We start from the raw sequence: 23,907 nt of genomic DNA on the forward strand, positions 1-23,907 counted from the left end.
TTAGCCCTATGTCGAATACAGGTTTCAACGCCGCTGACTCAAAGCCACGGTATACTTCCGCCCGCCGCCATCAACGGCCCGGGTTGTTTATCGTGGCTGTCGCCATTTTACTCTCCCTGCTGGCGCTATTGCCGCTGGGGTTTGTCATTAGCGTGGCGTTTGAAACCGGTTGGCCAACGGTAAAAGCTCTGGTATTGCGCCCCCGGGTGGCCGAACTGCTGCTCAACACGCTGCTGTTGGTGGTGTTCACGCTGCCGATTTGCGCCATTCTGGGGGTAGCGCTGGCCTGGCTAACCGAACGCACTACGCTGCCGGGCCGTCGCATTTGGTCGTTATTGGCCACCGCTCCGCTGGCGGTGCCGGCATTCGTACAGAGCTACGCCTGGATCAGCCTGGTGCCTTCGATGCATGGGTTGGGAGCCGGGGTATTTATTTCGGTCATCGCCTACTTCCCCTTTATTTATCTGCCAACCGCTGCGGTATTACGCCGCTTGGATCCCGGAATTGAAGACGTCGCCACTTCGCTCGGTACGCGCCCGCTGGCGGTGTTTTTCCGCGTGGTGCTGCCACAGCTAAAACTGGCAGTTTGGGGTGGTTCGCTGCTGATCGCGCTGCATCTGCTGGCCGAGTACGGCCTGTATGCGATGATCCGCTTTGACACCTTCACTACCGCTATTTTCGATCAGTTCCAGTCGACCTTTAACGGCCCGGCAGCCAATATGCTGGCCGGGGTGCTGGTGCTGTGCTGCCTGGGATTATTAATGCTGGAAGCCGTCAGCCGTGGGCGAGCGCGTTATGCCCGCGTCGGTTCCGGCAGTGCGCGCAGTCAAACGGCTTATCGCCTTGGGCCCATCACCACCCTGTTCTGCCTGCTGCTGCCCCTGAGCCTCACCGCGCTGGCGCTTGGCGTGCCTTTTATCACCTTGGCCCGTTGGTTGACCTTGGGAGGCGTTGAGGTGTGGCGCAACAGCGAATTGCTGCCAGCCTTGCTGCAAACACTGTCACTGGCCGCCAGTGGTGCTCTGCTGATCACGCTGTGCGCTATCCCTATGGCCTGGCTGTCGGTACGCTACCCGGCACGGCTGTATCGGGTATTGGAAGGCTGTAATTACATCACCAGTTCACTGCCCGGCATTGTGGTGGCACTGGCGCTGGTGACCATCACCATTCACAGTTTTCGACCGATTTATCAGACTGAAATCACCCTGCTGCTGGCCTACCTGCTGATGTTTATGCCACGGGCGCTGATCAACCTGCGCGCGGGGATTGCCCAGGCACCGGTCGAGCTGGAAAACGTGGCCCGTAGTCTCGGCCGTTCGCCAGCGGCCGCGTTATGGAGCACCACGCTGCGTCTGGCGGCCCCCGGAGCCGCCGCCGGAGCCGCATTGGTGTTTTTGGCTATCACCAATGAGCTGACCGCCACGCTGCTGCTGGCCCCCAACGGTACCCGCACGCTGGCCACCGGCTTCTGGGCGCTGACCAGCGAGATAGACTATGTGGCGGCCGCACCCTACGCCCTGATTATGGTGGTGTTGTCATTGCCACTGACCTGGCTTCTTTATTCTCAATCCAAACGTACGGCGGGATTATGAGCACGCTTGAACTGCAAGGCATCGGTAAATCCTATAAATCGGTCAAGGTGCTCGAGCATGTTGATTTAAACGTGGCACAGGGCAGCCGTACGGCGATTGTCGGCCCTTCCGGCTCGGGGAAAACCACCCTGTTGCGTATTATCGCCGGTTTTGAAATACCGGACAGCGGCCAGGTGATGCTGCAAGGGCAAGCGATGGCCAACGGCAGCGGCTGGGTGCCGGCACACCTGCGTGGCATTGGTTTTGTCCCCCAGGACGGCGCGTTATTTCCGCACTTTACCGTTGCCGGCAACATTGGTTTCGGCCTGAAGGGCAGCAAGCGTGACAAGCAACTGCGTATTGATGCACTGATGGAGATGGTGGCGCTGGATCGTCGGCTGGGGGCGCTTTGGCCGCATGAGCTTTCCGGTGGTCAGCAACAACGGGTGGCGCTGGCCCGTGCGCTGTCTCAGCAACCCAGGTTGATGTTGTTGGACGAACCTTTCTCCGCGCTGGATACCGGCCTGCGCGCCGCGACCCGCAAAGCGGTGGCGGAACTGCTGGCCGAAGCCAACGTCGCGTCGATTCTGGTGACCCACGATCAAACTGAAGCCTTGTCGTTTGCCGATCAGGTGGCGGTAATGCGCAATGGTCGATTGGCGCAGGTCGGGCCGCCGCAAGATCTTTACTTAAGGCCGGTGGACGAACCGACCGCCACTTTTTTAGGCGAAACGCTGGTGCTTTCCGCTGAGCTTGACCAGGGCTGGGCGGATTGCGCGTTAGGGCGGATTGCCGTTGACGATCGTCAGCGCCGCGGCCCCGCTCGCATCATGCTCCGTCCTGAGCAGGTTCAGATTAGCCAGTCCGAGCCACAGCAACAGAGCCAGGCGGTGGTCACCGGTATTGATTTTGCCGGTTTTGTCTCGACCTTAAACCTGCACATGACCGGCAGTAATATCGCGATCGAGATTAAAACCATCAGCCGCGAAGGTCTCCGTGCCGGTTCTCACGTCAATCTGAACATCATCGGCCAGGCGCATATCTTTGCCGAGTAGCCCATCAAGGGGGCTTACCGCCCCTTTGAGCCTTAGTCTTGTGCCAACGCTCGAACGAAAAAACCTATCGCAGCCATCGAATACCAAAACCCCCTTCATCAACTACGATTAGTCTGTGACCGGTGTAAACATTCACCCGTCCGGAGATAACCCACAGAGGATTATCATAATTATTCATACTGCTTAAAGCCGCCCTTCTTTGATGCGGCTAAGAAAGGTTAATTATGGCACGTACTACCCCCCTTGAGCGCTACCGCAATATCGGCATCTCGGCGCACATCGATGCCGGCAAAACCACCACCACCGAGCGGATTCTGTTTTACACCGGGGTCAGTCACAAGCTGGGCGAAGTGCACGACGGCGCCGCCACCATGGACTGGATGGCACAGGAGCAGGAACGCGGCATCACCATTACTTCGGCGGCGACTACCTGTTTCTGGAACGGCATGCAGCATAATTATCCGCAGCACCGCATCAATATCATCGACACCCCAGGACACGTGGATTTCACCATTGAAGTCGAGCGCTCCATGCGGGTATTGGACGGCGCGGTAATGGTCTATGACTCGGTCGGCGGCGTACAGCCGCAATCTGAGACCGTCTGGCGTCAGGCTAATAAATACAAGGTTCCGCGTCTGGCGTTCGTCAATAAAATGGACCGAGTGGGTGCCGACTTCTTCCGCGTGCGCAAAATGATGATCGAACGCTTGAAAGCCAACCCGGTGCCGATCGTCATCCCGATTGGTGCCGAAGACCATTTCACCGGCGTGGTGGATTTGGTGCGCATGAAAGCCATCCTGTGGGACGAGGCTACGCAAGGCATGAGCTTCAGTTTTGAAGAGATCCCGGCCGAATTGCGCGACTCCGCGCAGGAATGGCGAGATAAAATGATCGAAGCCGCCGCAGAAGGCTCGGAAGAGCTGATGGACAAATACCTCAATCAGGTGCCGTTGAGCGAAGAAGAGATCGTCCGTGGTCTGCGTCTGCGCACCGTGGCCGGCGAAATTCAGCCGATGCTGTGCGGCTCGGCCTTCCGTAACAAGGGCGTACAGCGCATGCTGGATGCGGTGATTGAACTGATGCCTTCACCGCTGGATGTTCCACCGATGGAAGGCCATGACGAGCGAGACAATATTGTCATTCGCCGGGCCGCCGACGACGAAAAATTCTCGGCGCTGGCCTTCAAGCTGATGACCGACCCTTTCGTCGGCCAACTGACCTTCGTGCGGGTCTATTCCGGCGTGCTGACCAAAGGCAGCAGCGTCTATAACCCGGTGAAAGACAAGAAAGAACGCATTGGCCGCATCGTACAAATGCACGCCAATGACCGTAAAGATGTCGAAGAACTACATGCCGGGGATATCGCCGCCTGCGTGGGGCTAAAAGACGTCACTACCGGTGACACGCTGTGTGACCCTAACGCCATTATCACACTGGAAAAAATGGTGTTCCCTGAACCGGTGATCGCCCAGGCGATTGAACCCAAAACCAAGGCCGATCAGGAAAGAATGGGGATTGCCCTGCAGCGCCTCTCTTCGGAAGATCCGTCGTTCCGCGTTCGCACCGACGAGGATTCCGGCCAGACCATTATTTACGGCATGGGCGAACTGCACCTGGAAATCATCGTCGATCGTATGCGGCGTGAGTTTGGCGTAGCGACCACCACCGGCAAACCTCAGGTGTCTTACCGCGAAACCATCCGCAAGCGCGTGGCCGACGTGGAAGGCAAGTTCGTGCGCCAATCCGGGGGGAAAGGCCAGTACGGCCACGTGGTGTTTACCGTGGAACCCAATGAGCCTGGCAAGGGCTTTGAGTTTTTGGATGAGATCAAGGGCGGCGTGATCCCGGGCGAGTTTATCCCGGCGGTGAAAAAAGGCGTGCTGGAGGCGCTGAATACCGGCGTACTGGCCGGTTATCCGGTGGTGGATGTCAAGGTTCACCTGACCTTCGGCTCCTACCACGACGTCGATTCTTCGGAACAGGCTTTCCGCATGGCGGCGATCTTCGGCTTTAAAGAAGCCTGCCGCCAGGCCGACCCTGCTCTCCTCGAGCCGATCATGTCGGTAGAAGTGGAAACACCCGAGGATTACGCCGGTAGCATCATGGGCGACCTGTCATCGCGGCGCGGTCTGGTGCAAGGTATGGAAGACATTCCCGGCGGCGGCGGTAAGGAGATCCACGCCAAGGTGCCGTTATCCGAAATGTTCGGCTATTCAACCACACTGCGTTCCATGTCACAGGGCCGCGCCACCTATACCATGGAATTTAGCCACTACGCAGAAGCACCGCGCAACGTGGCTGAAGAGATCATTCATCACCGGAAATCCTGAGTTGACTGCCTGCCGCCCCCAGCGGCAGGCTTCACTCTTTTGTGACCAGAGCCACCACCACCGGCTGCGGTTTGATCCGCATCGCATAAATCACGCCGATAATCAGGCAGCTAATCCCGCCCAGCGTCAACAGCGGCGGCCAAGCCTGACGCAGCATAAAGGTGTAAGCCAGTCCGGCCAGTATTTCGAAGACGATCAGCGGCCCCACCAATACCGTCGGCAAGCGTTGACTCGCCTCATTCCAGCACAGGGCACCAATCCACGAGCACAGCATGCCAATGGCGATCATCAAGGGAATAAACACTTCCGGCCTTGGCCCAAACGGCAGCGCAAACGTCGGCTGGGTCAAAGCCAATTGCCCGCAGACCAACAGATAGCCCACCAACGCCAGCGGCAAAGTAACCAGCCCTTGTGCGGTCGCCCAGGTGGCAGGCCTTTGGTGCGGATTTTCCCGTAGCCAGCGGGCATTGCGCAGCGGGAACCAGGTCCAGCAAGCCACCGCCAGCAATGCCAGCCCAAGCCCACTGGTGTAACGCCAGACATCAATCGTTGCCGTATTCCCCCGCAACTCGGCAACGTTAACCAGCGCCAATCCGCAGGCGATCAATACCAACGCCGGAGTCAGTTTACGCCACGAAAGTCGCCCGTCATGCCGGCTGTAAAACAGGTTGGCGGTCACCGAGATCACTACCGGCAGCGTACCGATAATCATGGTGGAAACGGGCGCTCCGGTGCGCTGAATGGCGCTGGCCAGGCACAGGTAATACAGCAGGTTGCCGATCGCCGTCAGTTTAAGCGCCTCCAGCCAATCGTTACGATGTAACTTTTTCAACCGCTGACGATCAAACCATGCCAGCGGCAAAGCGATCAACCCAAAGGCCAGATAACGCCCGGTAGACTGCAACGCCGCCGGATATTCAGGGATCATAACCGGACCGACAAAAATCAGCCCCCACATCAGCCCGGCAGCCAGGGCAAATAACACGCCAACAAACATAATGACTCCATCAACGACCAGGCGCAGCAGGCTGGCCCCATCAATTAAATCTGGCGCCAGCCTAACCTACTCGTGCAGGGGAATATTGTAGCAAATTGCTGTTTTAGCGGGTCTGGTAAAGACTTCGCAAACCGAACTGAATGTTTGCGGGTCGCATCTCATCATGGGGCGCGGTGACTTTATTGCCATGCGGCAACAGCAAATGTCCCCTCCGGTTTAACCGGTAAATATTTTTCGTAGTAATCCAGGTAGTTCTTTACCGGGTCAACATCTTTAAACTGTTCTGGGTAAAGTGATTTGGCAATAAACTGAATCATGGCGAAGTCGGAAAGCGTTCTTGATGCGCCCTGGTACACGCCGAATAATTGCTTGTTTTTTATCGCCGGCAATGAGTTCCAGCCATTACGAGTGGAAAAAGCTATAAGCTGTTGAACAGACGTATTTTTATCAACCCCCACACCCATTGATAGCGCTGACGAAACCTTATTATTTTCTCTGCCGGAGATGAAAATAGCATCAGGCTTGGCAAACAGCAGCTGTTCTGGGTTAATCACACCCCACCACTCAAAAAAGGGCTCGGCAATATTGTCTGCTCCGGCAAGCTTCAGCATCGCCCCCCACATATTCTTACCGTAGGTGAATGAATAATCGCCAGGCCCTTTATTCCCAAATTCAATATAAACCTTGGGTTTCTTTAATCCTGACGCATTGACTCTACGCTGCACGTCAGCAATGTTATTAGCGTAAAGTTCTGATAATTCCTGAGCGCGTTTTTCTTGCCCCGTGAGTATGCCGAATATTTTTGTAGAGCTGACATGTCTTTCGACAGTTTGCGCATTGTAGTCTACCACGACCACTGGGATTTTTAATTCTTCCAGGCGTGAGACCTCATGTTTCAAAGCAACATATTGCCATTCAGCCAAAATAATGACGTCCGGCTTCAAAGATATTATATTTTCAAGCGAGATATTATGGAGATCCACCTCGCCAATATCAGCGATACGAGCCAGTGATGGCTGGTGTTTAACATACATATTCCAATTTGCCGGAACCTTTCCCCGCCAGGCCTCACGAGAAATGCCGATGACATGCTCGTATGCCGCTTCCCCACCCACGGCCATGTAGTCTTCAAAGTAAAAACCTAAAACCGCCCTTTTTACCGGGGTATCAAGCGTAATCTTCCGCCCCAGAACATCGGTTAATGTGGTCGTGGCCGCACTGGTGATGCCAGGCATAATTAAAAAAATGGCGAACAGCATAAAGATTCTAAAATTTCGAGCGCCCATAAAATGGAGGTCCTCAGGAGTGGGGTTGTTCTTAATTATTGTTTATTTCTTTTGGGTCAAAAATACGTAAATGATAATAATTTTTATTAAGATTTATATCAACTGCAATCGTAACCCCCGTTTTCACCGGGCCGTAACCTGTTTTTGATAACGCACCGGCGTGACACCGTAACGGTTAGCGAAAGCGCGGGTCAAATGCGCCTGATCGGTTAACCCCGCCGCCACCGCCACCTGAGCCGCAGGCATACCGCGCCCCAACATCTGCTTGGCCTGCGACAGGCGGATCGCCATCAGCATCTGCTGGGGGGAAGCATGGTATTGGGCTTTGAACTTACGCAGAAAGTGATAAGGGCTGAGGGAAACCAGTGCCGCCAGTTGATCGAGAGTAATTACGGCAGAGAAGTTATCCTGCAGGTAACTTTTGACGATATCAAAACGGTGCGCCGCTTCGGCCTTTAACGGGCGAGCTACTTGAATATGCGGGCGGAAAATATCGACCACCTGCGCCAGCAAGTGGTCAATGGTCAGCGGATCGCTGGCCTGCCACAGTGCGGCCAACGTGGCAGACAACTGCTGTGCCGCCTGCAAGTCCTGGCGCACCGCGTCGGTGAACCAGAATCCCTGTTCACCAGACAGCAACTCCAGCGTATCCGGTTCCAGATAAAGCATGCGGTAGTTCCAGCCACCTGGGGTTTCTGCTTCACCGGTATGCAGCTCATCCGGGTTCATCAACACCAGTGAACCCGGCGCAGCCCGGTGCTGCGCGCCACGATAGCGGAAACGCTCGGCACCAAAATCGACGGTACCGATGGCAAAAGCATTATGGGTGTGCGGCTCAAAGGCATAGCGCTCAATATGGGCGTGATAAAGCTCTACGCCCGGCACCTGCACTAACTGCCGGAACTGCGCACTGTCTTTTTCAAAGGGAAACTGCTCTGGAACACCCTGCACCGTACCACCCTGCTTCAATGTCATTGCTGGCTGTATGATAGTCAAAGCGGTGTGGTTTGAGTAGTGGCGCACGCGGTGCGCTGGACGCTGCGGTTCATTCCGCGTAGGGTATTTTATCCGGTGCTCAACGTCTGCCTGCCAGCGTCGACACCTTGATTATCCCGCCGCAGAGTGGGAAACCTGTCTTTAACCCCCTGAAAGTAAGAGGCAACAATGTATCCAGATACTCAACTCTATATCGACGGACAATGGCGCAACGCAGTCGCCGGTAAAACCACGCCGGTCACCAACCCCGCTACCGATGAGGTGATTGGCAGCGTGGCGCACGCTACCACAGCCGATCTCGATCTGGCGCTGGCCGCAACCGAGCGCGGTTTTAAAATCTGGCGCGAAACCTCCGCTTACCAGCGGGCCAATCTGATGCGTAAAGCCGCTGCTCTGTTTCGTGAGCGTGCAGATAAAATTGCCGCAATCATGAGCCAGGAACAAGGTAAACCTGTGGCGCAGGCCAAGGTGGAAATCCTTAACTCGGCGGACGTGATTGACTGGTTTGCCGGCGAAGCCAGCCGCACCTACGGCCAGGTAATCCCGTCCCGCAGCCAGGACGTTCAGCAGCAAACCCTGAAACTGCCGGTGGGACCGGTTGCCGCGTTTACCCCGTGGAACTTCCCGATTAACCAGATTGTACGCAAACTGTCTGCCGCGTTGGCCGCAGGTTGTTCAATTATCATTAAAGGCCCGGAAGAAACTCCGGCGTCCCCGGCGGAACTGATCAGAGCCTTTGCCGATGCGGGCATTCCGGCCGGTGTGATCGCACTGGTGTACGGCACCCCGGCAGAAATCTCCGAGTACCTGATCCCGCATCCGACCATTCGTAAAATCTCGTTCACCGGTTCAACTCGCGTGGGCAAGCATTTGGCGGCGCTGGCCGGTCAGCATATGAAAAAAGCCACCATGGAGCTGGGCGGTCATGCACCGGTGCTGATTTTTGACGATGCCGATCTGGATGCGGCCGCCAAAGAGCTGGCGCTGGCAAAATTCCGTAATGCCGGCCAGGTGTGCATCGCCCCAACCCGCTTCCTGATCCAGCAAGGCGTTTATGAAGCCTTTATCGAGAAGTTCACCGCTGCGGTGCGCGAAATCAAAATGGGCAATGGCTTACAGGACGGTGTGACTATGGGGCCGATGGTGCTGCAACGCAGCGTGGACGCCATTGAGGCCTTCGTAAAGGATGCCGTCGCCGAGGGGGCCAAAGCCACTACCGGTGGCAAGCGCGTGGCCGGCCCCGGCAACTTCTTCGAACCGACGGTATTGCGCGACGTGCCACTGAGTGCGCGAGCGATGTCTGAAGAACCCTTTGGCCCGGTCGCCCTGCTGCGCCCGTTCGCCAGCTACGAGGAAGCCATCGCCGAAGCCAATCGCCTGCCTTACGGTCTGGCGGCCTATGCCTACAGCCGGAGTATCGCTACGGTGACGGCGTTGGGCCGGGATGTGGAAAGCGGCATGCTCAGCACCAACCATATCGGTTTCGGCCTGCCGGAAACGCCGTTTGGCGGGGTTAAAGACTCTGGCCACGGTACCGAAGGCGGCAGCGAAGCGATTGAATCCTATCTGGAAACCCGCTTTGTCACCGTTGCCGGGCGCTAATTAACAGTCCCTCTCCTTTGGGAGAGGGTTCTGTCTGTTTTCCCTCACCCCGACCCTCTCCCCCAGGAGAGGGAGACTCTCACCCAGATAACAGCCTGGGCCTTACTTCGAACCAACCTTATCGAATAACACTCGCGCCGCCGGGGTCAAACCCAGCATATGAATGCAGGCGTGTACCATGCCCGGCAGCCGTTCACAGCGCACCGCGACCCCATCTTCACGCAACCGCTGGGCATAATGTTCGGCCTCATCGCGCAACGGATCGTACTCACAACTCAGAATGGTCGCCGGTGGCAACTGCCGAAGCGTTGCGGCATGCAGCGGTTCAGCGTAAGGGTCATGCCCCTGGGCTCCGTCCCCCAGATACTGCCCCCAGCAAAACTCCATGACCTCCCTGGTCAGGTAGTAACCCTGCGCATAAGCCTGGTAACTCGCCGTATCCATAGCGCGACTTAACGCCGGATACAGCAACAGTTGATGTTCAATCCGTGGGCCATTCCGGTCGCGGGCCAACAGCGCCACGGCGGCGGCCAGATTGCCACCGGCGCTGTCGCCGCCAACCGCAAGGCGCGTAACGTCAACGCCCCACTCATCGGCCCGTTCAACCACGTCGCACAGTGCCTGATACAGGTCTTCCAGCGGCCGCGGATAGGGATGCTCCGGCGCCAATCGGTAATCAACCGACAAGATCACCCGCCCGGTGGCATTGGCCAGCGCCTGGCAAGGCTGGTCGTACAGCGCCAGCGTCCCCAGACACCAACCGCCGCCGTGGGCATACAGCATCGCGGGCAGAGGTTCACCCTGTGTCACGCCCAGCGGCGCATAAGCACGAACGGCGATCTCATGGCCATCGTCAGCGGTCACACTTCCATCACGGACGCCACCACTGGCTTCTGCTTCCCCCTGCAACGCCAACAACCCGGCCTGCGCGGCGGCACGCATTTCACTCAGGGATTCAGGCGCGGCGGCATCTGCCGTTTCCGCCAGAAAACGGGCAATCTGTGAGTCAAGCGGCATCGGCCAGGCTCCCTGACAAGAATGGCACTACCAGAGCAATAAACGCCTCATGGCACTCTTCGGTGATGAAATGACCGCAGTCAGCGACCGTTTCGCCGCGCAGGTTAACGGCGTTGCCCTGCAACGTGACATAGGGCGCATCGCCGGTGGCGTGCTCGGCACCAATGGTCATCACCGGCATGCTGAGCGGTGTCTGGGCCCGACGCTGGTTTTGCCGGATGGTTTCCGGAATGGCGCGATAATAATCAAAACCGGCCCGCAGGCTGCCCGGTGCCGAATAGGCGGCGATGTAGGTTTCCGCCGCTACCCGATCGCGACGATAAGACCAGCGGTTAAAGATATAGCTCAGATATTCTCTCTCGCGGCCCAGCGTCAAGGCTTCAGGCAAATCCGCCAGTTGGTTGAACATGAAGTGCCACAGGAAAATATTTTGTTCTGCCGGTACAAAAATCGGTGGCGCGGGTGCCAACCCTGGGATCACCGCCTCCGTCAGTACCAGCCCCGTCACCGCCTGCGGGAAATCGCTCGCCATGGCATAACCCACCCACATGCCAATATCATGACCGACCAGTTGATAGCGCGGATGCCCCAGTTGCAGCATGGTTTGGTGCAAGGTAGCGGCCACGCTGCCGGTATCATAACCCCCGTGGGGTTTATCTGAATCGCCAATGCCCGGCGGATCTACCGCTATCGCCTTAAAGCCTGCCGCCGCCAGGGCCTGCATCACATGACGCCAGGTGTACCAGGTTTGCGGCCACCCTGGGATCAGCAGTACCGGCTGCCCTTCGCCAAGCGTCACGCAGTGAATTCGGTTGCCGTTTACCCGCGTATAGACGTGTTCGGGTTCAGGTCCATTCAACATGGCCCCGTTATTTTGCAGTGTCATCGGTGTTCTCCGTGGTGGAATTGTGTGGCTCAGCGCAGGCCAAGCAAGGTATTGATTTGCTGTTGGTCAACCGGCGCACCGGCAAAGTCATCAAACACCTTGTCGGTGACGTTGATGATGTGGTCACGAATAAAGGCCGCGCCTTCGCGTGCGCCATCCTGCGGGTGTTTCAGGCAGCATTCCCACTCCAGCGTCGCCCAACCGGCGTAGCCATGCTGGGTCAGCCGCGAGAAAATGCCTTTGAAATCCACCTGGCCGTCACCCAATGAGCGGAAACGTCCGGCACGGTCGGTCCATGACTGATAGCCGCCGTAAATGCCCTGCCGTCCGGTCGGGTTGAACTCGGCGTCCTTGACGTGGAACATGCGGATAAAGTCCCTGTAAATATCGATGTAATCCAGATAGTTCAGCTGTTGCAGCACGAAATGGCTCGGGTCGAACAGGATCTGGCAGCGCGGATGTGCCCCAACGCGCTGATGGAACATTTCAAAGGTCACGCCGTCGTGCAGGTCTTCGCTCGGGTGAATTTCATAACACAGGTTCACCCCTTGCTCGTCGCAGGCGTTGAGCACCGGCAACCAGCGTTTGGCCAGTTCATCGAACGCCGTTTCGATCAGCCCCGCCGGACGCTGCGGGAACGGGAACAAATACGGCCAGGCCAGGGAACCGGAGAAGGTGCCCATCTCACTGAGTCCCAACCGCGCAGAGGCTTTGGCCGCCAACAATAACTGCTGATGCGCCCACTCGCCACGAGCCTGCGGGTTGCCATGCAGTTCCGCTGGCGCAAAACTGTCGCACAATGCGTCATAGGCCGGATGCACCGCCATCAACTGGCCAAAAATATGGGTAGTGAGTTCACTGACCACCAGACCATGGTCTGCCAACATGCCGACCAGCTCATCACAATAGGTTTGGCTTTCTGCGGCGGTGGCCAAATCAAACAGGCGACTATCCCATGCCGGAATTTGCAAAGCTTTAAAGCCGGTTTGCGCCGCCCACTGGGCGATAGCCGGCAGGCTGTTAAAGGGGGCGGCATCGTCACTGAACTGTGCCAGATGCAGGCTTGGACCTTTCAAGGTTTTCATTCTAAACTCCAATTGGTTGTCGATTGACAAACAATAGGCTTAAATCAATTCCTCAGCAAGTGAATTTTAAAAAATCGTTGGTATTACAGTGGATTTAAGCGATCCTGTTGCGCAGAACAACAGATAAACAGGAACAGAGGAATGGCAGGCAGACCGCGCGAATTCGACCGTGAACAGGCGTTATTGAAAGCCCGGGATCTCTTCTGGCGTCAGGGGTATGAAGGCACCTCCATGTCGGATTTGGTCGCCGAGTTGGGCATTGCCTCTGCGCGTATTTATAAAGCATTCGGTTCGAAAGAATTGCTGTTCCGCGAAGCCATTGCCAGCTACGAAAACCATGAAGGTGGTTTTGCCGATCGCGCTTTCAGCGAAGAAAGCAGCGTACGTGTGGCGATAAAACGCCTGCTGGACGACGCGGTAGCACTCTACAGCCGCACTGACCTGCCGCAAGGTTGCATGGTAGTGTCTTCCGCCGCCAGCGTCAGTGACGAAAACAGCGGTATCAAAGACTGGCTGGCGGAGCATCGTTTGCAACGCACCCAGGGCATGATTGACCGGCTGCAAACCGCCGTTGCGACGGGGGAACTGCCACCAGAAACCGATGCTGACGCCCTCGGCGACTATTTTGCCGCCTTCCTGCACGGTTTGTCGGTGCAGGCACGCGATGGCGTCAGCCGGGCAAGATTAGAGGCAGCGGTCAAGATTGCGCTTTCGGCGCTGGATTGATCACTCCGGTAAATCAAATATCACCAGGGTGCCGTGGCTGCCAGCCAGTACCCGATGCGGCACGCCGGCAGTGGCCTGATACAGTTGCCCGGCGTTGATCGTAATTTCCTCGCCCTTCACTTCCAGCCGCAGTTGCCCGGCGATCACCAGTAATCCTTCGTGATAGTCATGAACTTCATCGTCAATGGTGCGCGGATCCATCCGCAATACTTTGATATTGGCCGGGCCGACACGGCCCAATACGCTGGAACGCCACGCTTCCGGTAAATCGCTGGCCAGCGCAGCAAGATCGAATAATGACATAGGGGCTTCGTCCGTTAGCAGCACCATCGCTGCCACGGCAATTTACCCTCTCACTCGCCGCTGGCTAAATACCCATTGATTTTAACCTATAGCCAAACGGCTCACACCGGCACCCGCCGGCTGATTTCGACTACCTGGTCACTCGGCAAATAATAGTAATCCGTCACGTGCATGCCGTTACGCACCATCAGCGCAAAAATGTTGCGTTGCCAGGCCGGTAAACGGTCATTGGCCTCGCGGCGCACCACGGTTTCAAGCCCCAGATAATAGGTGGCATCGTCAAAATTCAGCCCGGTTTTCTGTGCCTCCGCATGGTGTAACAGACGAGGAATATTGGGTCGCTCCATAAAGCCATAGCTCGCCACGCCACACCAAAATCCCGGTGATTGTTGCCGCATCACCAGCCGTTCGGCATTCGCCACCCGGGGTTCGTTAACGATCGTGATATGCAGCGACAGCACATTGGCATGCAGCGAACCGTTGCGTTTGACATGCCATTTCATCACCGGCGGCGTGCCGCTCAGGGTGCGGGTAAGAAAGATCGCCGTGCCCGGAACCCTGGGGATACTCTGCTCCTCAAGATGGACCAAAAAATCTGCCAGCGGCACACTCTTCTCACCCAACGTACGGGAAGCCGCGATCACCCCGCGATGCCAGATTAACATCACGCCATACACCAGAGTCGCCAGCAGCAGCGGGACGTACCCGCCCTGCATTACCTTGCTGAGATTGGCCAGCAGGAAGCTAAGATCGACGATAAAGAAGCTTCCGGCCACCAACAGGCTGGCGATCGCTCCCCAACGCCACACCTCGCGCATGGCCACAAACAGCAGTCCGGTAGTCATGATCATGGTGAGCGATACGGCGATACCGTAGGCGGCGGCCAAATTATCGGATGACTTGAAGAACACCGTCAAAAATACCGTTGCCGCCATCAGCAGCCAGTTAATGGCGCTGATGTAAATTTGCCCATAACTTTCTTCGGTGGTCTGTTTGACCCGCAATCGCGGCAGCCAACCAAGCTGGATCGCCTGGCGGGTCATGGAAAACGCCCCGCTGATGATCGCCTGACTGGCGATAATGGTGGCCAGGGTCGCCAAAATCACCAGCGGAATTTGCAGTATCGGCGGACACAGGCGGAAAAAGATATTCTGGGTGACGTCCGCACCGGAGAGGATCAGCGCGGCCTGCCCGGCATAGTTCAGTAACAGGCTGGGGAACACAATGCCAAACCAGGCGAGCCAGATCGGTTTTTTGCCAAAGTGCCCCATATCGGCGTATAGCGCTTCCGCACCGGTGACACAGAGGAAAACGCCGCCCAGCACCAGGAAACTGGTCAGCCCATTGGAAAACAGAAAATCAATGCCATACAGCGGGTTTAACGCCATCAGCACCGCCGGATGCTGGATAATTCCCCAAATGCCCAGCGCGGCGATGGAAAAGAACCACAGCGCCATAATCGGCCCGAAAACTTTGCCGATGCGCGCGGTGCCCAAGGGTTGAATGGCGAACAGGCTGACCAGGATCACCACCGCCGCCGGCAGGATATAGGGTTGAGACTCGGGCAGGACAATATTCAGCCCTTCCAGCGCCGACAATACCGAAATCGCCGGGGTGATCGCACCATCGCCGTAGATCAGCGCCGCGCCAAACAGGCCGGCAAACACCACCATCGGTCGGATCTTTTTCTTACTGACCAACAATGACATCAGCGCCATGATGCCGCCTTCGCCACGGTTATCGATACGCATGGCAAACATGGCGTATTTCAGTGAGGTGACAATCACCAGCGTCCAGAAAATCAGCGACAGCAGGCCAAGGATCACCGGTGGCGACGGCGCATCACCGGAGAGAAACAGCACGGTTTTCAGGGTATACAGCGGGCTGGTGCCGATATCGCCGAACACCACCCCCAATGCGCCACCGGCCAGCAGTGGCAGGCTCATTTTAGGCGTTTCCGGTTCATTCTCTGTGGTCATCAAGCGCTCCTGAATAAGCCATCGCGATATATTCAGGATAGACAGTTCAGGCCGTTAGCACGTGGCCTTATTCAACCTTCGGCCTCTTTGAGCAACCAGCGTTGCAGGTTCAGCCCTTCCGGCGACAGTTCGGTGTTCTGCCTTACGCACAGGTAGTAATCTCGGCCGTCATCAATTGCCAGGTCAAACAGCTTAACCAGTTCGCCGCTGCTGAGGTAAGGCGCGATCAACGGCTCACGCATCAGGGCGCAGCCCAAACCCGCCTGCACCGCCGCCAGCGTCAGCAAGCCATCTTCAAACATCGGGCCGGTACTGCGTAGCGGCCGACGGACTCCGGCCAACTGAAACCATTGCATCCAGGTGGTGCGTTCTTCGTCATGCAGCAGCGGCAGTGGAGAAAGTTGATCCGGCGTGTCCAACAGTCCGTGCACCTTGATAAACCCCCGACTGCACACCGGCACCATTTTGCCGGACATCAGTTTTTCACTGCGATAACCGCTCCATTGCCCGGTGCCAAAACGAATCGAGATATCGGCAGCGTCACTGAGGTAATTACGGTGGTTGGCGTACACCACATTGATGTCGATATCAGGGTTTTCGCGCAGAAACCCATGCAAACGCGGAATAAACCAGCCCATGCCGAACAGCGGGATCAGGCTGATGGTGACCTGCCGGGAAGCCGATTGCTCACGCACCTGCTCGGTCGCCTGGCGTAATACGTTAAACGCCGAGCGAATAGAGCGGTAATAATCCCGCCCTTCGTTGCGCAGGATCAGGTTACGCCCCTGCCGCTCGGTCAGCGGCATTTGCAAAAAGGCCTCCAGCGTTTTGAGTTGGTGACTGACTGCCGAAGGGGATATCGCAAGTTCTTTCGCCGCGGCGGTGATGCTACCCAGGCGGGCGATAGCCTCAAACGCCCGCACCGCGCGCAGCGGCGGATCGTTAGGCAACGCTGTGACGCATTGTTCTGTTTTTTTCATATGTTGACTATTTCGGTTAAACATCGTCGGCGGCTTGAAATTAATATACAAATAAATCAATAAATTAAAAACACACATTTTCTGTATAAGAAATTATATTTCCGTATTTTACAATTTTCGCTAACTCTCTACTCTGAGCTTCCTGAATCATAATTTTTCGGGACTCCCCCTATGGATACGCTGGTACAGCAGACCGTCAACGGACTGATGCTCGGCAGCATTTATGCGTTGATCGCCCTGGGTTACACCATGGTGTACGGCATTCTGCGCATTATCAATTTTGCCCACGGCGATGTGTTGATGGTTGGCGCACTGAGCGCCCTGTCTACCCTGGGCGTGTTGCAGCATCATTTCCCTGGCCTGTCACCTTACGTCATGCTGTTGCTGGCGGCGCTGGTTGCCATGGCGGTCTGCGCGTTGGTGTCGATGAGCATTGAACGGCTGGCCTACCGTCGCCTGCGTAATGCTCCGCGTCTGGCTCCGCTGATCAGCGGGATTGGCGTATCGCTACTGCTGCAAACGCTGGCGATGCTGATCTGGTCGCGCAATCCGTTAATGTTCCCGCAACTGCTGCCCATGTCACCTATTGCCCTGACCCAGGGTAGCGCTGAACACGCACCAGCGGTGATCACCGGTACCGGAATCGCCACGCTGGGGGTCGCAGTACTGGTGATGCTCGGGTTGCTGCTGCTGGTCGAGCACTCGCGCTTTGGCCGCGCCATGCGTGCCACGGCGGAAAACCCGCAGGTCGCCAGCCTGATGGGCATCGATCCCAACCGCATCATCATTCTGACCTTCGCCCTCGGCGGCGCACTGGCAGCCATAGCGGGCATCATGATGGCCAGCAATTATGGTAACGCCGGTTTCTCCATGGGCTTCCTGCCAGGCATCAAGGCCTTTACTGCCGCCGTGCTGGGCGGTATCGGCAACCTGCGCGGTGCCATGCTCGGCGGATTATTGCTGGGGCTGTTCGAGTCGCTGGGCACCGGTTATCTCGGCGAACTGACCGGCGGTACCTTCGGCAGTAACTATCAGGACGTTTTCGCCTTCCTGATCTTGATTGCCGTATTGGTATTGCGCCCATCCGGGCTGTTGGGCGAACGCGTCGCCACCCGCGCCTGAGGACACGAGATGACTATTCTGACCGCTACTCTACACACCGCTTCCCCTCATCGCGCCAGACTTGGTGTGGTTCTGTTTTTTCTCGGTCTGCTGCTGGCCCCCTGGGTGGCCGGATCCGTCGGCGGTAACTATTGGGTGCGGGTGATCGACTTCGCACTGCTGTATCTGATGCTGGCGCTGGGTCTGAACATCGTGGTCGGCCTCACCGGCCTGCTGGACATGGGATTTATCGCTTTTTACGCCGTCGGCGCCTACCTGACCGCACTGCTCTCGTCACCGCACCTTACTCAACAATTTCCGCTGCTGTTGCAGTGGTTCCCTGAGGGGCTGCATCTGTCGATCCTGCTGTTGATCCCACTGGCAGCGGTGCTGGCAGCGCTGTGCGGCATTCTGCTGGGAGCACCTACGCTGAGGTTGCGTGGCGACTATCTGGCGATCGTCACGCTGGGTTTCGGTGAGATAGTGCGTATTTTGATGCGTAATCTGGACCGGCCACTCAATATCACCAATGGTCCTAAAGGGATTTCCGCTATCGATCCGGTCACGCTGTTCGGCCTGAAATTTTCCGGTATGCACACGTGGTTTGGCATCCGTTTTTCATCGCTGTATCTCTATTATTACCTGTTCGCTGCTCTGCTGTTGCTGATCCTGTTTGTCTGCCTGCGCCTGCAGCATTCGCGGATTGGCCGCGCCTGGACCGCCATTCGCGAAGATGAAGACGCAGCGCGGGCGATGGGCATCAACACACGCAACTTCAAGCTGCTGGCTTTCGCCATCGGAGCCACTTTTGGCGGTGTCGCCGGCGCACTGTTTGCGGCGTTTCAGGGCTTTGTCTCACCGGAATCCTTCACTCTGCAAGAGTCGATCGCCGTATTGGCAATGGTGGTGTTGGGCGGCATGGGCCACATACCCGGCGTGATCCTCGGCGCATTACTGCTGGCCGCCCTGCCAGAGCTGCTGCGCAGCACCATGGGCCCTCTGCAACAGGCGCTATTCGGCCAGGTGTGGATAGATCCAGAGATTATTCGCCAACTGTTCTACGGGCTGGCCCTGATTCTGGTGATGCTGTATCGCCCTGCGGGCCTGTGGCCGGCACGCCATCAACCGGGAGCCGCTTCATGACGCCACTTCTCACACTCAGTCACGTCAGTAAGCGCTTTGGCGGGCTGACCGCGGTGGATGACGTAAGCATCAGCATTCACCAGGGCGAAATTTACGGGTTGATCGGGCCGAACGGTGCAGGAAAAACCACCTGTTTCAACCTGATCACTGGCCTGTACCGGGCCGACAGCGGCGAGTTTCGTCTGCAGGATCGCCGCTACAAGCCGCAGGCCATCGACAAGGTGGCACAGGCCGGTATCGCCCGCACCTTCCAAAACCTGCGCTTGTTCAATGAAATGAGCGTTCTGGAGAACGTGATGGTCGGTTGCCATCTGCGCACCCGCAACGGTCTGTGGGCGGCGATCTCACGCCATCGGCGTGCCCGAGAGGAAGAGCAAGCCACACGAGAGAAATCCCACGCGCTGCTGGAGTACGTCGGCATCAGCCAGTTTGCCCACTATCGCGCCGGCGATCTTTCCTACGGCCACCAGCGGCGGTTGGAAATCGCCCGGGCGCTGGCCACCGAACCCAAATTACTGGCGCTGGATGAACCGGCAGCCGGTATGAACGCCGCCGAAAAAGTGGCGCTGCGCGAGCTACTGCAACGTATCCGCGAAAGCGGCAAAACCCTGTTGTTGATCGAGCACGACGTCAAACTGGTGATGGGATTGTGCGACCGTCTGACGGTACTTGATTACGGCCGAGTGATCGCCGAAGGCGAACCGGCACAGGTGCGACGTGAACCGGCGGTGATCCGCGCTTATCTGGGGGGAGCTGCCGATGTCTGAACCCTTATTGATGGTCAAACAGTTAAAAGTGTCTTACGGCGGCATTCATGCCGTGAAAGGCATCGATTTTACAGTGAACAGCGGCGAACAGGTGACTTTGATCGGTGCTAACGGTGCAGGTAAAACCTCCAGCCTGCGCGCGCTGACCGGTCTGCAACCCTTCGAAGGGGAAATCCTGTTCGATGGCCGTTCCATTCGCGGTATGCCACCCCATCGCTTATTGCAACAGGGCCTGGTGATGGTCCCGGAAGGCCGCGGTATTTTCGCCCGCATGACGGTGCTGGAAAACCTGCAGCTTGGTGCCTATTCGCGCCGTGACAAACCGGCGGTGCGACAAGATCTGGAACAGGTTTGCTCTATATTCCCGCGGTTGCGTGAACGGCTGCAACAGCAGGCCGGGCTGCTTTCCGGCGGTGAGCAGCAGATGGTGGCCATTGGCCGGGCGTTACTCAGCCGACCGCGCCTGTTGGTGCTGGATGAGCCCTCAATGGGGTTGGCGCCGATCGTGGTTGAAGCCATTTTTGAGGTTATCAAAAGCCTTTCTCGTGACGGTGTCACGCTGCTTTTGGTGGAACAAAATGCCCGACTGGCACTGGCATCTACGGATCGCGCCTATGTGCTGGACAGCGGCAGCCTGAGCCACTGTGGTCGCTCTGCCGACCTGCTGGACGATGAAAAAATCAAACAAGCCTATCTGGGCGAATAACCGTTTTTACTTTTAACCACACCGGGAGTTTTACATGAGCAAGATAACTCGCTTCAAGCCGTTGGCGCTGGCCGCCGCCGTTCTGGTCAGTCTGGGCGCGACATCGCCGGTTCAGGCCGATGAAACTATTTTGATCGGGCTGGCAGGCCCGCTGACCGGCCCTTCCGCCCGTATCGGCAAGGATTTGGAAAATGGCGCGCAGTTGGCCATCGCCGATGCCAACGCCCAGAAACCGACGCTGAAAGGCAAGCCGGTCACCTTTAAACTGCTGTCCGAGGACGATCAGTCAGACCCACGCACCGCCGTTGCGGTAGCCCAACGCCTGGTGGACGAAGGCGTCGCCGGCGTGGTCGGCCATTGGAACACCGGCACCAGCATCCCGGCGGCACGTATTTACCACGACGCCGGTATTGCTCAGGTCGCACCGGTCGCCACTGGCCACGGCTATACTCAGCAAGGGTTCGATACCAGCTTCCGCGTAATGGGCCACGACGATGACGGCGGTCATTATGCCGGTGACTATGCGGTGAAGGTGCTGAAGGCCAAGCGTATTGCGGTAATCGACGATCGCACCGCGTTCGGCCAGGGGCTGGCAGATGAGTTTATCAAGTCGCTGGCGGCTCAGGGCCTGCAACCGGTCGCGCGGGAGTATGTCGACGACAAGACCGTTGATTTCAGTGCGGTACTGACCACCGTGCGCAGCAAGAACGCCGATTTGATCTTCTTCGGCGGCGTCGACTCGCAGGCCGCCCCGCTGGCCCGTCGCATCAAACAGTTGGGGATGAACACCCAACTGATGGGCGCAGGTGGCTTTGTCAGCCAGACTTTCCTGACGCTGGCACAGAAAGAAGGTGAAGGCGTGGTGGCACTGGAGCCGGGCCTGCCGCTGGAACAGATGCCAGGCGGCAAAGCCTTTGAGCAGGCCTACCGTGACCGCTACAAAACCCATATCGAACTGCATGCGCCCTTCGCCTACGACGCTACGCGGGTTTTGATTGCCGCCATCGAGCAGGCGGGGTCCGCCGATCCGGCCGATTATCTACCGAAGCTGCGCGCCATCCATTATCAGGGCGTCACGGGCACTATTGCGTTCGATGCACAGGGCAATCTGCAGCAGCCGAGTTTCACTCTTTACCGGGTGGTTGACGGCAAATGGCAGCCGCAAAGCGTACTGGGCGGCGCAAAAGCACAATAACAATCCGCAAGGCAGTGAGGAGCAAGGCAATGAGCGAGGCAAAAAACGAATTGGGCATTCTGGCCCGACGCCGGATAGAGGCGGAAATCATCAAGCCAATCTACCAAATCCTGGTGCGTGAGATCGGTAAAGAGCGAGCGCAGGCGGTGATTGGCGAAGCCATCGAAAACGCGGCCATCGAGGCCGGTAAAAACTTTGCCGCGCAGGAGCCGAATGGCGCTGATTTGCAGAGTTTCGCCGCCTTGCAGTACCTGTGGGAAAAAGACGATGCGCTGCAGGTGAAGGTGATCAACCAGGACGAGCAGCATTTCGACTATAACGTCACCCGCTGCCGTTATGCCGAAATGTACCACCAGATGGGGCTGGGGGAAATCGGCCACCTGTTGTCCTGCGCTCGCGACAGTCAGTTTATCGTCGGCTATGCGCCGGATGTCGAACTGCAGCGTACCCAGACCATTATGTCCGGCGCGTCCTGCTGCGATTTCCGCTACACCGCCAAAGCGCCGGGAGAGAAAAAATGACGCATCAGGTGAATGGCGAACGCCTGTGGCAAAGCCTGCTCGACATGGCGCAATTCGGCGCCATCCCGAAAGACGGCGTCACCCGCCTGGCGCTCAGCGAAGAGGACCGTCAGGCACGCGACCAATTGCGTGACTGGGCGCTGGCAGCCGGTTGCAGTGTACGGGTCGACCGCATGGGTAATATGTTTTTGCGCCGTGAAGGCACCCGCCCGGAATTGGCGCCGGTGATCACCGGTTCCCACGTTGACTCCCAGCCCAACGGCGGCCGTTTCGACGGTATTTATGGCGTGTTGGCCGGTCTGGAAGCGATCCGCACCCTTAACGATCGCCAGATTGCCACCGAGCGAGCGCTGGAAGTGATCAACTGGACCAACGAAGAAGGCGCTCGTTTCGCCCCGGCAATGATTGCCTCCGGGGTGTTTGCCGGGGTGTTCGATCTGGAATACGGCCTGTCACGCAGCGATTCACAAGGCATCAGTATCGGTGAGGCGTTGCAGCAGATTGGCTACGCCGGTGAACACACCGTGGGCGACATGCCGATCCACGCCGCCTTTGAGCTGCATATTGAGCAAGGCCCTATCCTCGAAGCGGAAAACATTGAGATTGGCGTAGTGACCACAGCGCAAGGTCAACGCTGGTATGAGCTGGAAATCACCGGTTTTAGCGCCCATGCCGGAACCACGCCGATGGATCGCCGCCGTGATGCCCTGCTTGGTTTCGCCACCCTGGTTACGGCAATCAACAACATCGGCAAGCATTTCATGCCAGACGCGCGCGCCACGGTGGGGATGGCACAAATTACCCCCAATTCGCGTAACGTGGTGCCTGGCAAGGTGTTCTTCAGCGTTGAATTCCGTCACCCGCAAGAGGCGGTACTGGAACAGATGGAACAACAGCTGCTGGCTGCGGTGGCCGAGGTTGGCACCCAGGGGCTGAGCGCCAGTGCCGAGCGTATCTTCCAGTATCAACCGATACGTTTTGATCAAGGCTGTATCGACAGCGTCCGACAGGCGGCACAGGCGCTGGGGTATTCACACCGCGATATGGTTTCCGGTGCCGGTCACGACGCCTGCTACCTGAGTCGGGTGGCCCCCACGGCGATGATTTTCATTCCCTGCGTGGACGGTATCAGCCACAACGAACTGGAAAACATCTCGCCTGCTTGGGCGACCGCCGGAGCCAACGTGTTGCTTAACGCGCTGCTGGCGCAAACCCGCGCCTGATCCCACAGCCCCGGTTAATCGGCCGGGGCCTGGAAAAAAATATTCAACAAACTGGTTGAATATTAGCCCGCCTGTTCTATATTCAACCATATGGTTAAATTATCTTCCTCACAGCTGGACGCCATTTTTCGTGCACTTTCCGACCCAACGCGGCGCGCGATACTGCGTGCGTTGGCCGGCGGTGAGCACAGCATTGGTGAACTGGCCGCGCCGCTGCAAATGTCGTTTGCCGGTGCATCCAAGCATATCAAGGCACTGGAGCTTGCTGGGCTGGTGCAGCGTACCGTGCAGGGAAGAAACCATATCTGCCGGCTTGAACCCGAGCCAATGGCGCAGGCCATGCAATGGCTGAAAACCTACGAGCATTTCTGGACAGAGCGGCTGGACGCGCTGGAAATAGCGCTGCTGCAGCCCGAACCGAATCCTCCCAAGGAGTGA

Annotated in this window: 22 protein-coding genes; 13 read left to right on the forward strand and 9 right to left on the reverse strand. The window is 57.5% G+C overall.

Annotated features, from left to right (window positions below; genetic code table 11):
• Positions 1 to 8: 8 nt before the first annotated feature.
• From SERS4_RS0113645 to fusA, 3 genes are all read left to right on the forward strand, one after another.
• Positions 9 to 1,592, forward strand: coding sequence for an iron ABC transporter permease (locus SERS4_RS0113645; RefSeq protein WP_017892931.1), 1,584 nt, complete (start codon positions 9 to 11; stop codon positions 1,590 to 1,592).
• Entirely contained in the window at positions 1,589 to 2,626 is a 1,038-nt protein-coding gene (locus SERS4_RS0113650; protein WP_017892932.1) for an ABC transporter ATP-binding protein, read from the forward strand. The genes SERS4_RS0113645 and SERS4_RS0113650 overlap by 4 nt, the downstream gene beginning before the upstream one ends.
• A 224-nt stretch (positions 2,627 to 2,850) precedes the next feature.
• Positions 2,851 to 4,956 carry an elongation factor G gene (fusA, locus tag SERS4_RS0113655; protein WP_017892933.1) on the forward strand — a complete coding sequence of 702 codons (2,106 nt, stop codon included), beginning with the start codon at positions 2,851 to 2,853 and terminating at the stop codon, positions 4,954 to 4,956.
• A gap of 31 nt (positions 4,957 to 4,987) precedes the next feature.
• On the opposite strand, the gene SERS4_RS0113660 is transcribed toward fusA, so the two are convergent.
• The 3 genes from SERS4_RS0113660 to SERS4_RS0113670 form a co-directional block, all read right to left on the reverse strand.
• A complete protein-coding gene (locus SERS4_RS0113660; RefSeq protein WP_017892934.1) occupies positions 4,988 to 5,953 on the reverse strand; it encodes a DMT family transporter in 966 nt (321 codons plus the stop codon).
• 179 nt (positions 5,954 to 6,132) lie between these two features.
• Positions 6,133 to 7,239, reverse strand: a complete 1,107-nt coding sequence (locus tag SERS4_RS0113665; RefSeq protein WP_017892935.1) for an ABC transporter substrate-binding protein — start codon at positions 7,237 to 7,239, stop codon at positions 6,133 to 6,135.
• Between the two features lie 123 nt (positions 7,240 to 7,362).
• Positions 7,363 to 8,190, reverse strand: a complete 828-nt coding sequence (locus tag SERS4_RS0113670; RefSeq protein WP_012145268.1) for an AraC family transcriptional regulator — start codon at positions 8,188 to 8,190, stop codon at positions 7,363 to 7,365.
• A 213-nt stretch (positions 8,191 to 8,403) separates the two neighbouring features.
• Here SERS4_RS0113670 and SERS4_RS0113675 point away from each other — a divergent pair, with 213 nt between their 5' ends.
• Positions 8,404 to 9,837 (forward strand): NAD-dependent succinate-semialdehyde dehydrogenase, encoded by a 1,434-nt coding sequence (locus SERS4_RS0113675; RefSeq protein WP_017892937.1) that lies wholly within the window; start codon positions 8,404 to 8,406, stop codon positions 9,835 to 9,837.
• 102 nt (positions 9,838 to 9,939) lie between these two features.
• Here SERS4_RS0113675 and SERS4_RS0113680 read toward each other — a convergent pair whose 3' ends face one another.
• From SERS4_RS0113680 to SERS4_RS0113690, 3 genes are read right to left on the reverse strand one after another with little or no spacing between them, the layout of a single operon-like run.
• Positions 9,940 to 10,854 carry an alpha/beta hydrolase gene (locus tag SERS4_RS0113680; protein WP_017892938.1) on the reverse strand — a complete coding sequence of 305 codons (915 nt, stop codon included), beginning with the start codon at positions 10,852 to 10,854 and terminating at the stop codon, positions 9,940 to 9,942.
• Positions 10,844 to 11,740, reverse strand: a complete 897-nt coding sequence (locus SERS4_RS0113685) for an alpha/beta fold hydrolase (RefSeq protein WP_017892939.1) — start codon at positions 11,738 to 11,740, stop codon at positions 10,844 to 10,846. Before SERS4_RS0113685 ends, SERS4_RS0113680 begins: the two co-directional genes overlap by 11 nt.
• Positions 11,741 to 11,769: 29 nt before the next feature.
• Positions 11,770 to 12,825 carry a sugar phosphate isomerase/epimerase gene (locus SERS4_RS0113690; RefSeq protein ID WP_017892940.1) on the reverse strand — a complete coding sequence of 352 codons (1,056 nt, stop codon included), beginning with the start codon at positions 12,823 to 12,825 and terminating at the stop codon, positions 11,770 to 11,772.
• Positions 12,826 to 12,966: 141 nt separating this feature from the next.
• Between SERS4_RS0113690 and SERS4_RS0113695 the strand changes: the two genes are divergently transcribed.
• Complete coding sequence (locus tag SERS4_RS0113695) at positions 12,967 to 13,551, forward strand: TetR/AcrR family transcriptional regulator (protein WP_012145273.1); 585 nt, start codon at positions 12,967 to 12,969, stop codon at positions 13,549 to 13,551.
• Here SERS4_RS0113695 and SERS4_RS0113700 read toward each other — a convergent pair whose 3' ends face one another.
• The 3 genes from SERS4_RS0113700 to SERS4_RS0113710 form a co-directional block, all read right to left on the reverse strand.
• Complete coding sequence (locus tag SERS4_RS0113700) at positions 13,552 to 13,854, reverse strand: cupin domain-containing protein (protein ID WP_017892941.1); 303 nt, start codon at positions 13,852 to 13,854, stop codon at positions 13,552 to 13,554.
• 101 nt (positions 13,855 to 13,955) lie between these two features.
• Complete coding sequence (locus tag SERS4_RS0113705; RefSeq protein WP_017892942.1) at positions 13,956 to 15,833, reverse strand: potassium transporter Kup; 1,878 nt, start codon at positions 15,831 to 15,833, stop codon at positions 13,956 to 13,958.
• Between the two features lie 71 nt (positions 15,834 to 15,904).
• Positions 15,905 to 16,813: a LysR substrate-binding domain-containing protein gene (locus tag SERS4_RS0113710; RefSeq protein WP_218216479.1), complete on the reverse strand. Its 909-nt coding sequence runs from the start codon at positions 16,811 to 16,813 to the stop codon at positions 15,905 to 15,907.
• Positions 16,814 to 16,984: 171 nt separating this feature from the next.
• On the opposite strand from SERS4_RS0113710, the gene SERS4_RS0113715 reads away from it, so the two are divergent.
• The 8 genes from SERS4_RS0113715 to SERS4_RS0113750 all read left to right on the forward strand — a co-directional run bounded on the left by SERS4_RS0113715 (position 16,985) and on the right by SERS4_RS0113750 (position 23,907).
• Complete coding sequence (locus tag SERS4_RS0113715; RefSeq protein ID WP_012145277.1) at positions 16,985 to 17,935, forward strand: branched-chain amino acid ABC transporter permease; 951 nt, start codon at positions 16,985 to 16,987, stop codon at positions 17,933 to 17,935.
• A gap of 9 nt (positions 17,936 to 17,944) precedes the next feature.
• A complete protein-coding gene (locus SERS4_RS0113720) occupies positions 17,945 to 19,057 on the forward strand; it encodes an ABC transporter ATP-binding protein (protein ID WP_026142391.1) in 1,113 nt (370 codons plus the stop codon).
• Positions 19,054 to 19,824 carry an ABC transporter ATP-binding protein gene (locus SERS4_RS0113725; RefSeq protein WP_017892945.1) on the forward strand — a complete coding sequence of 257 codons (771 nt, stop codon included), beginning with the start codon at positions 19,054 to 19,056 and terminating at the stop codon, positions 19,822 to 19,824. The genes SERS4_RS0113720 and SERS4_RS0113725 overlap by 4 nt, the downstream gene beginning before the upstream one ends.
• Positions 19,817 to 20,530: an ABC transporter ATP-binding protein gene (locus SERS4_RS0113730; RefSeq protein WP_012145280.1), complete on the forward strand. Its 714-nt coding sequence runs from the start codon at positions 19,817 to 19,819 to the stop codon at positions 20,528 to 20,530. The genes SERS4_RS0113725 and SERS4_RS0113730 overlap by 8 nt, the downstream gene beginning before the upstream one ends.
• Before the next feature lie 34 nt (positions 20,531 to 20,564).
• Complete coding sequence (locus SERS4_RS0113735) at positions 20,565 to 21,725, forward strand: branched-chain amino acid ABC transporter substrate-binding protein (protein ID WP_017892946.1); 1,161 nt, start codon at positions 20,565 to 20,567, stop codon at positions 21,723 to 21,725.
• 29 nt (positions 21,726 to 21,754) lie between these two features.
• The gene (locus tag SERS4_RS0113740) at positions 21,755 to 22,246 is read left to right on the forward strand and encodes an L-2-amino-thiazoline-4-carboxylic acid hydrolase (protein WP_017892947.1); all 492 of its coding nucleotides are present in this window, start codon (positions 21,755 to 21,757) and stop codon (positions 22,244 to 22,246) included.
• A complete protein-coding gene (locus tag SERS4_RS0113745; RefSeq protein WP_017892948.1) occupies positions 22,243 to 23,469 on the forward strand; it encodes a Zn-dependent hydrolase in 1,227 nt (408 codons plus the stop codon). The genes SERS4_RS0113740 and SERS4_RS0113745 overlap by 4 nt, the downstream gene beginning before the upstream one ends.
• Positions 23,470 to 23,559: 90 nt before the next feature.
• Positions 23,560 to 23,907, forward strand: coding sequence for a helix-turn-helix transcriptional regulator (locus SERS4_RS0113750; RefSeq protein ID WP_012145284.1), 348 nt, complete (start codon positions 23,560 to 23,562; stop codon positions 23,905 to 23,907).

Origin of the sequence: Serratia sp. S4 (assembly GCF_000347995.1) — a bacterium.
Lineage (GTDB): Bacteria > Pseudomonadota > Gammaproteobacteria > Enterobacterales > Enterobacteriaceae > Serratia > Serratia quinivorans.

Bases quoted from the DNA above. Each gene is read 5' to 3' on its own strand.
- SERS4_RS0113645 (WP_017892931.1), top strand. From the start codon at position 9: ATGTCGAATACAGGTTTCAACGCCGCTGACTCAAAGCCACGGTATACT.
- SERS4_RS0113650 (WP_017892932.1), top strand. From the start codon at position 1,589: ATGAGCACGCTTGAACTGCAAGGCATCGGTAAATCCTATAAATCGGTC.
- fusA (WP_017892933.1), top strand. From the start codon at position 2,851: ATGGCACGTACTACCCCCCTTGAGCGCTACCGCAATATCGGCATCTCG.
- SERS4_RS0113660 (WP_017892934.1), bottom strand. From the start codon at position 5,953: ATGTTTGTTGGCGTGTTATTTGCCCTGGCTGCCGGGCTGATGTGGGGG.
- SERS4_RS0113665 (WP_017892935.1), bottom strand. From the start codon at position 7,239: ATGGGCGCTCGAAATTTTAGAATCTTTATGCTGTTCGCCATTTTTTTA.
- SERS4_RS0113675 (WP_017892937.1), top strand. From the start codon at position 8,404: ATGTATCCAGATACTCAACTCTATATCGACGGACAATGGCGCAACGCA.
- SERS4_RS0113680 (WP_017892938.1), bottom strand. From the start codon at position 10,854: ATGCCGCTTGACTCACAGATTGCCCGTTTTCTGGCGGAAACGGCAGAT.
- SERS4_RS0113685 (WP_017892939.1), bottom strand. From the start codon at position 11,740: ATGACACTGCAAAATAACGGGGCCATGTTGAATGGACCTGAACCCGAA.
- SERS4_RS0113690 (WP_017892940.1), bottom strand. From the start codon at position 12,825: ATGAAAACCTTGAAAGGTCCAAGCCTGCATCTGGCACAGTTCAGTGAC.
- SERS4_RS0113695 (WP_012145273.1), top strand. From the start codon at position 12,967: ATGGCAGGCAGACCGCGCGAATTCGACCGTGAACAGGCGTTATTGAAA.
- SERS4_RS0113700 (WP_017892941.1), bottom strand. From the start codon at position 13,854: ATGTCATTATTCGATCTTGCTGCGCTGGCCAGCGATTTACCGGAAGCG.
- SERS4_RS0113705 (WP_017892942.1), bottom strand. From the start codon at position 15,833: ATGACCACAGAGAATGAACCGGAAACGCCTAAAATGAGCCTGCCACTG.
- SERS4_RS0113710 (WP_218216479.1), bottom strand. From the start codon at position 16,813: ATGAAAAAAACAGAACAATGCGTCACAGCGTTGCCTAACGATCCGCCG.
- SERS4_RS0113715 (WP_012145277.1), top strand. From the start codon at position 16,985: ATGGATACGCTGGTACAGCAGACCGTCAACGGACTGATGCTCGGCAGC.
- SERS4_RS0113720 (WP_026142391.1), top strand. From the start codon at position 17,945: ATGACTATTCTGACCGCTACTCTACACACCGCTTCCCCTCATCGCGCC.
- SERS4_RS0113725 (WP_017892945.1), top strand. From the start codon at position 19,054: ATGACGCCACTTCTCACACTCAGTCACGTCAGTAAGCGCTTTGGCGGG.
- SERS4_RS0113730 (WP_012145280.1), top strand. From the start codon at position 19,817: ATGTCTGAACCCTTATTGATGGTCAAACAGTTAAAAGTGTCTTACGGC.
- SERS4_RS0113735 (WP_017892946.1), top strand. From the start codon at position 20,565: ATGAGCAAGATAACTCGCTTCAAGCCGTTGGCGCTGGCCGCCGCCGTT.
- SERS4_RS0113740 (WP_017892947.1), top strand. From the start codon at position 21,755: ATGAGCGAGGCAAAAAACGAATTGGGCATTCTGGCCCGACGCCGGATA.
- SERS4_RS0113745 (WP_017892948.1), top strand. From the start codon at position 22,243: ATGACGCATCAGGTGAATGGCGAACGCCTGTGGCAAAGCCTGCTCGAC.
- SERS4_RS0113750 (WP_012145284.1), top strand. From the start codon at position 23,560: ATGGTTAAATTATCTTCCTCACAGCTGGACGCCATTTTTCGTGCACTT.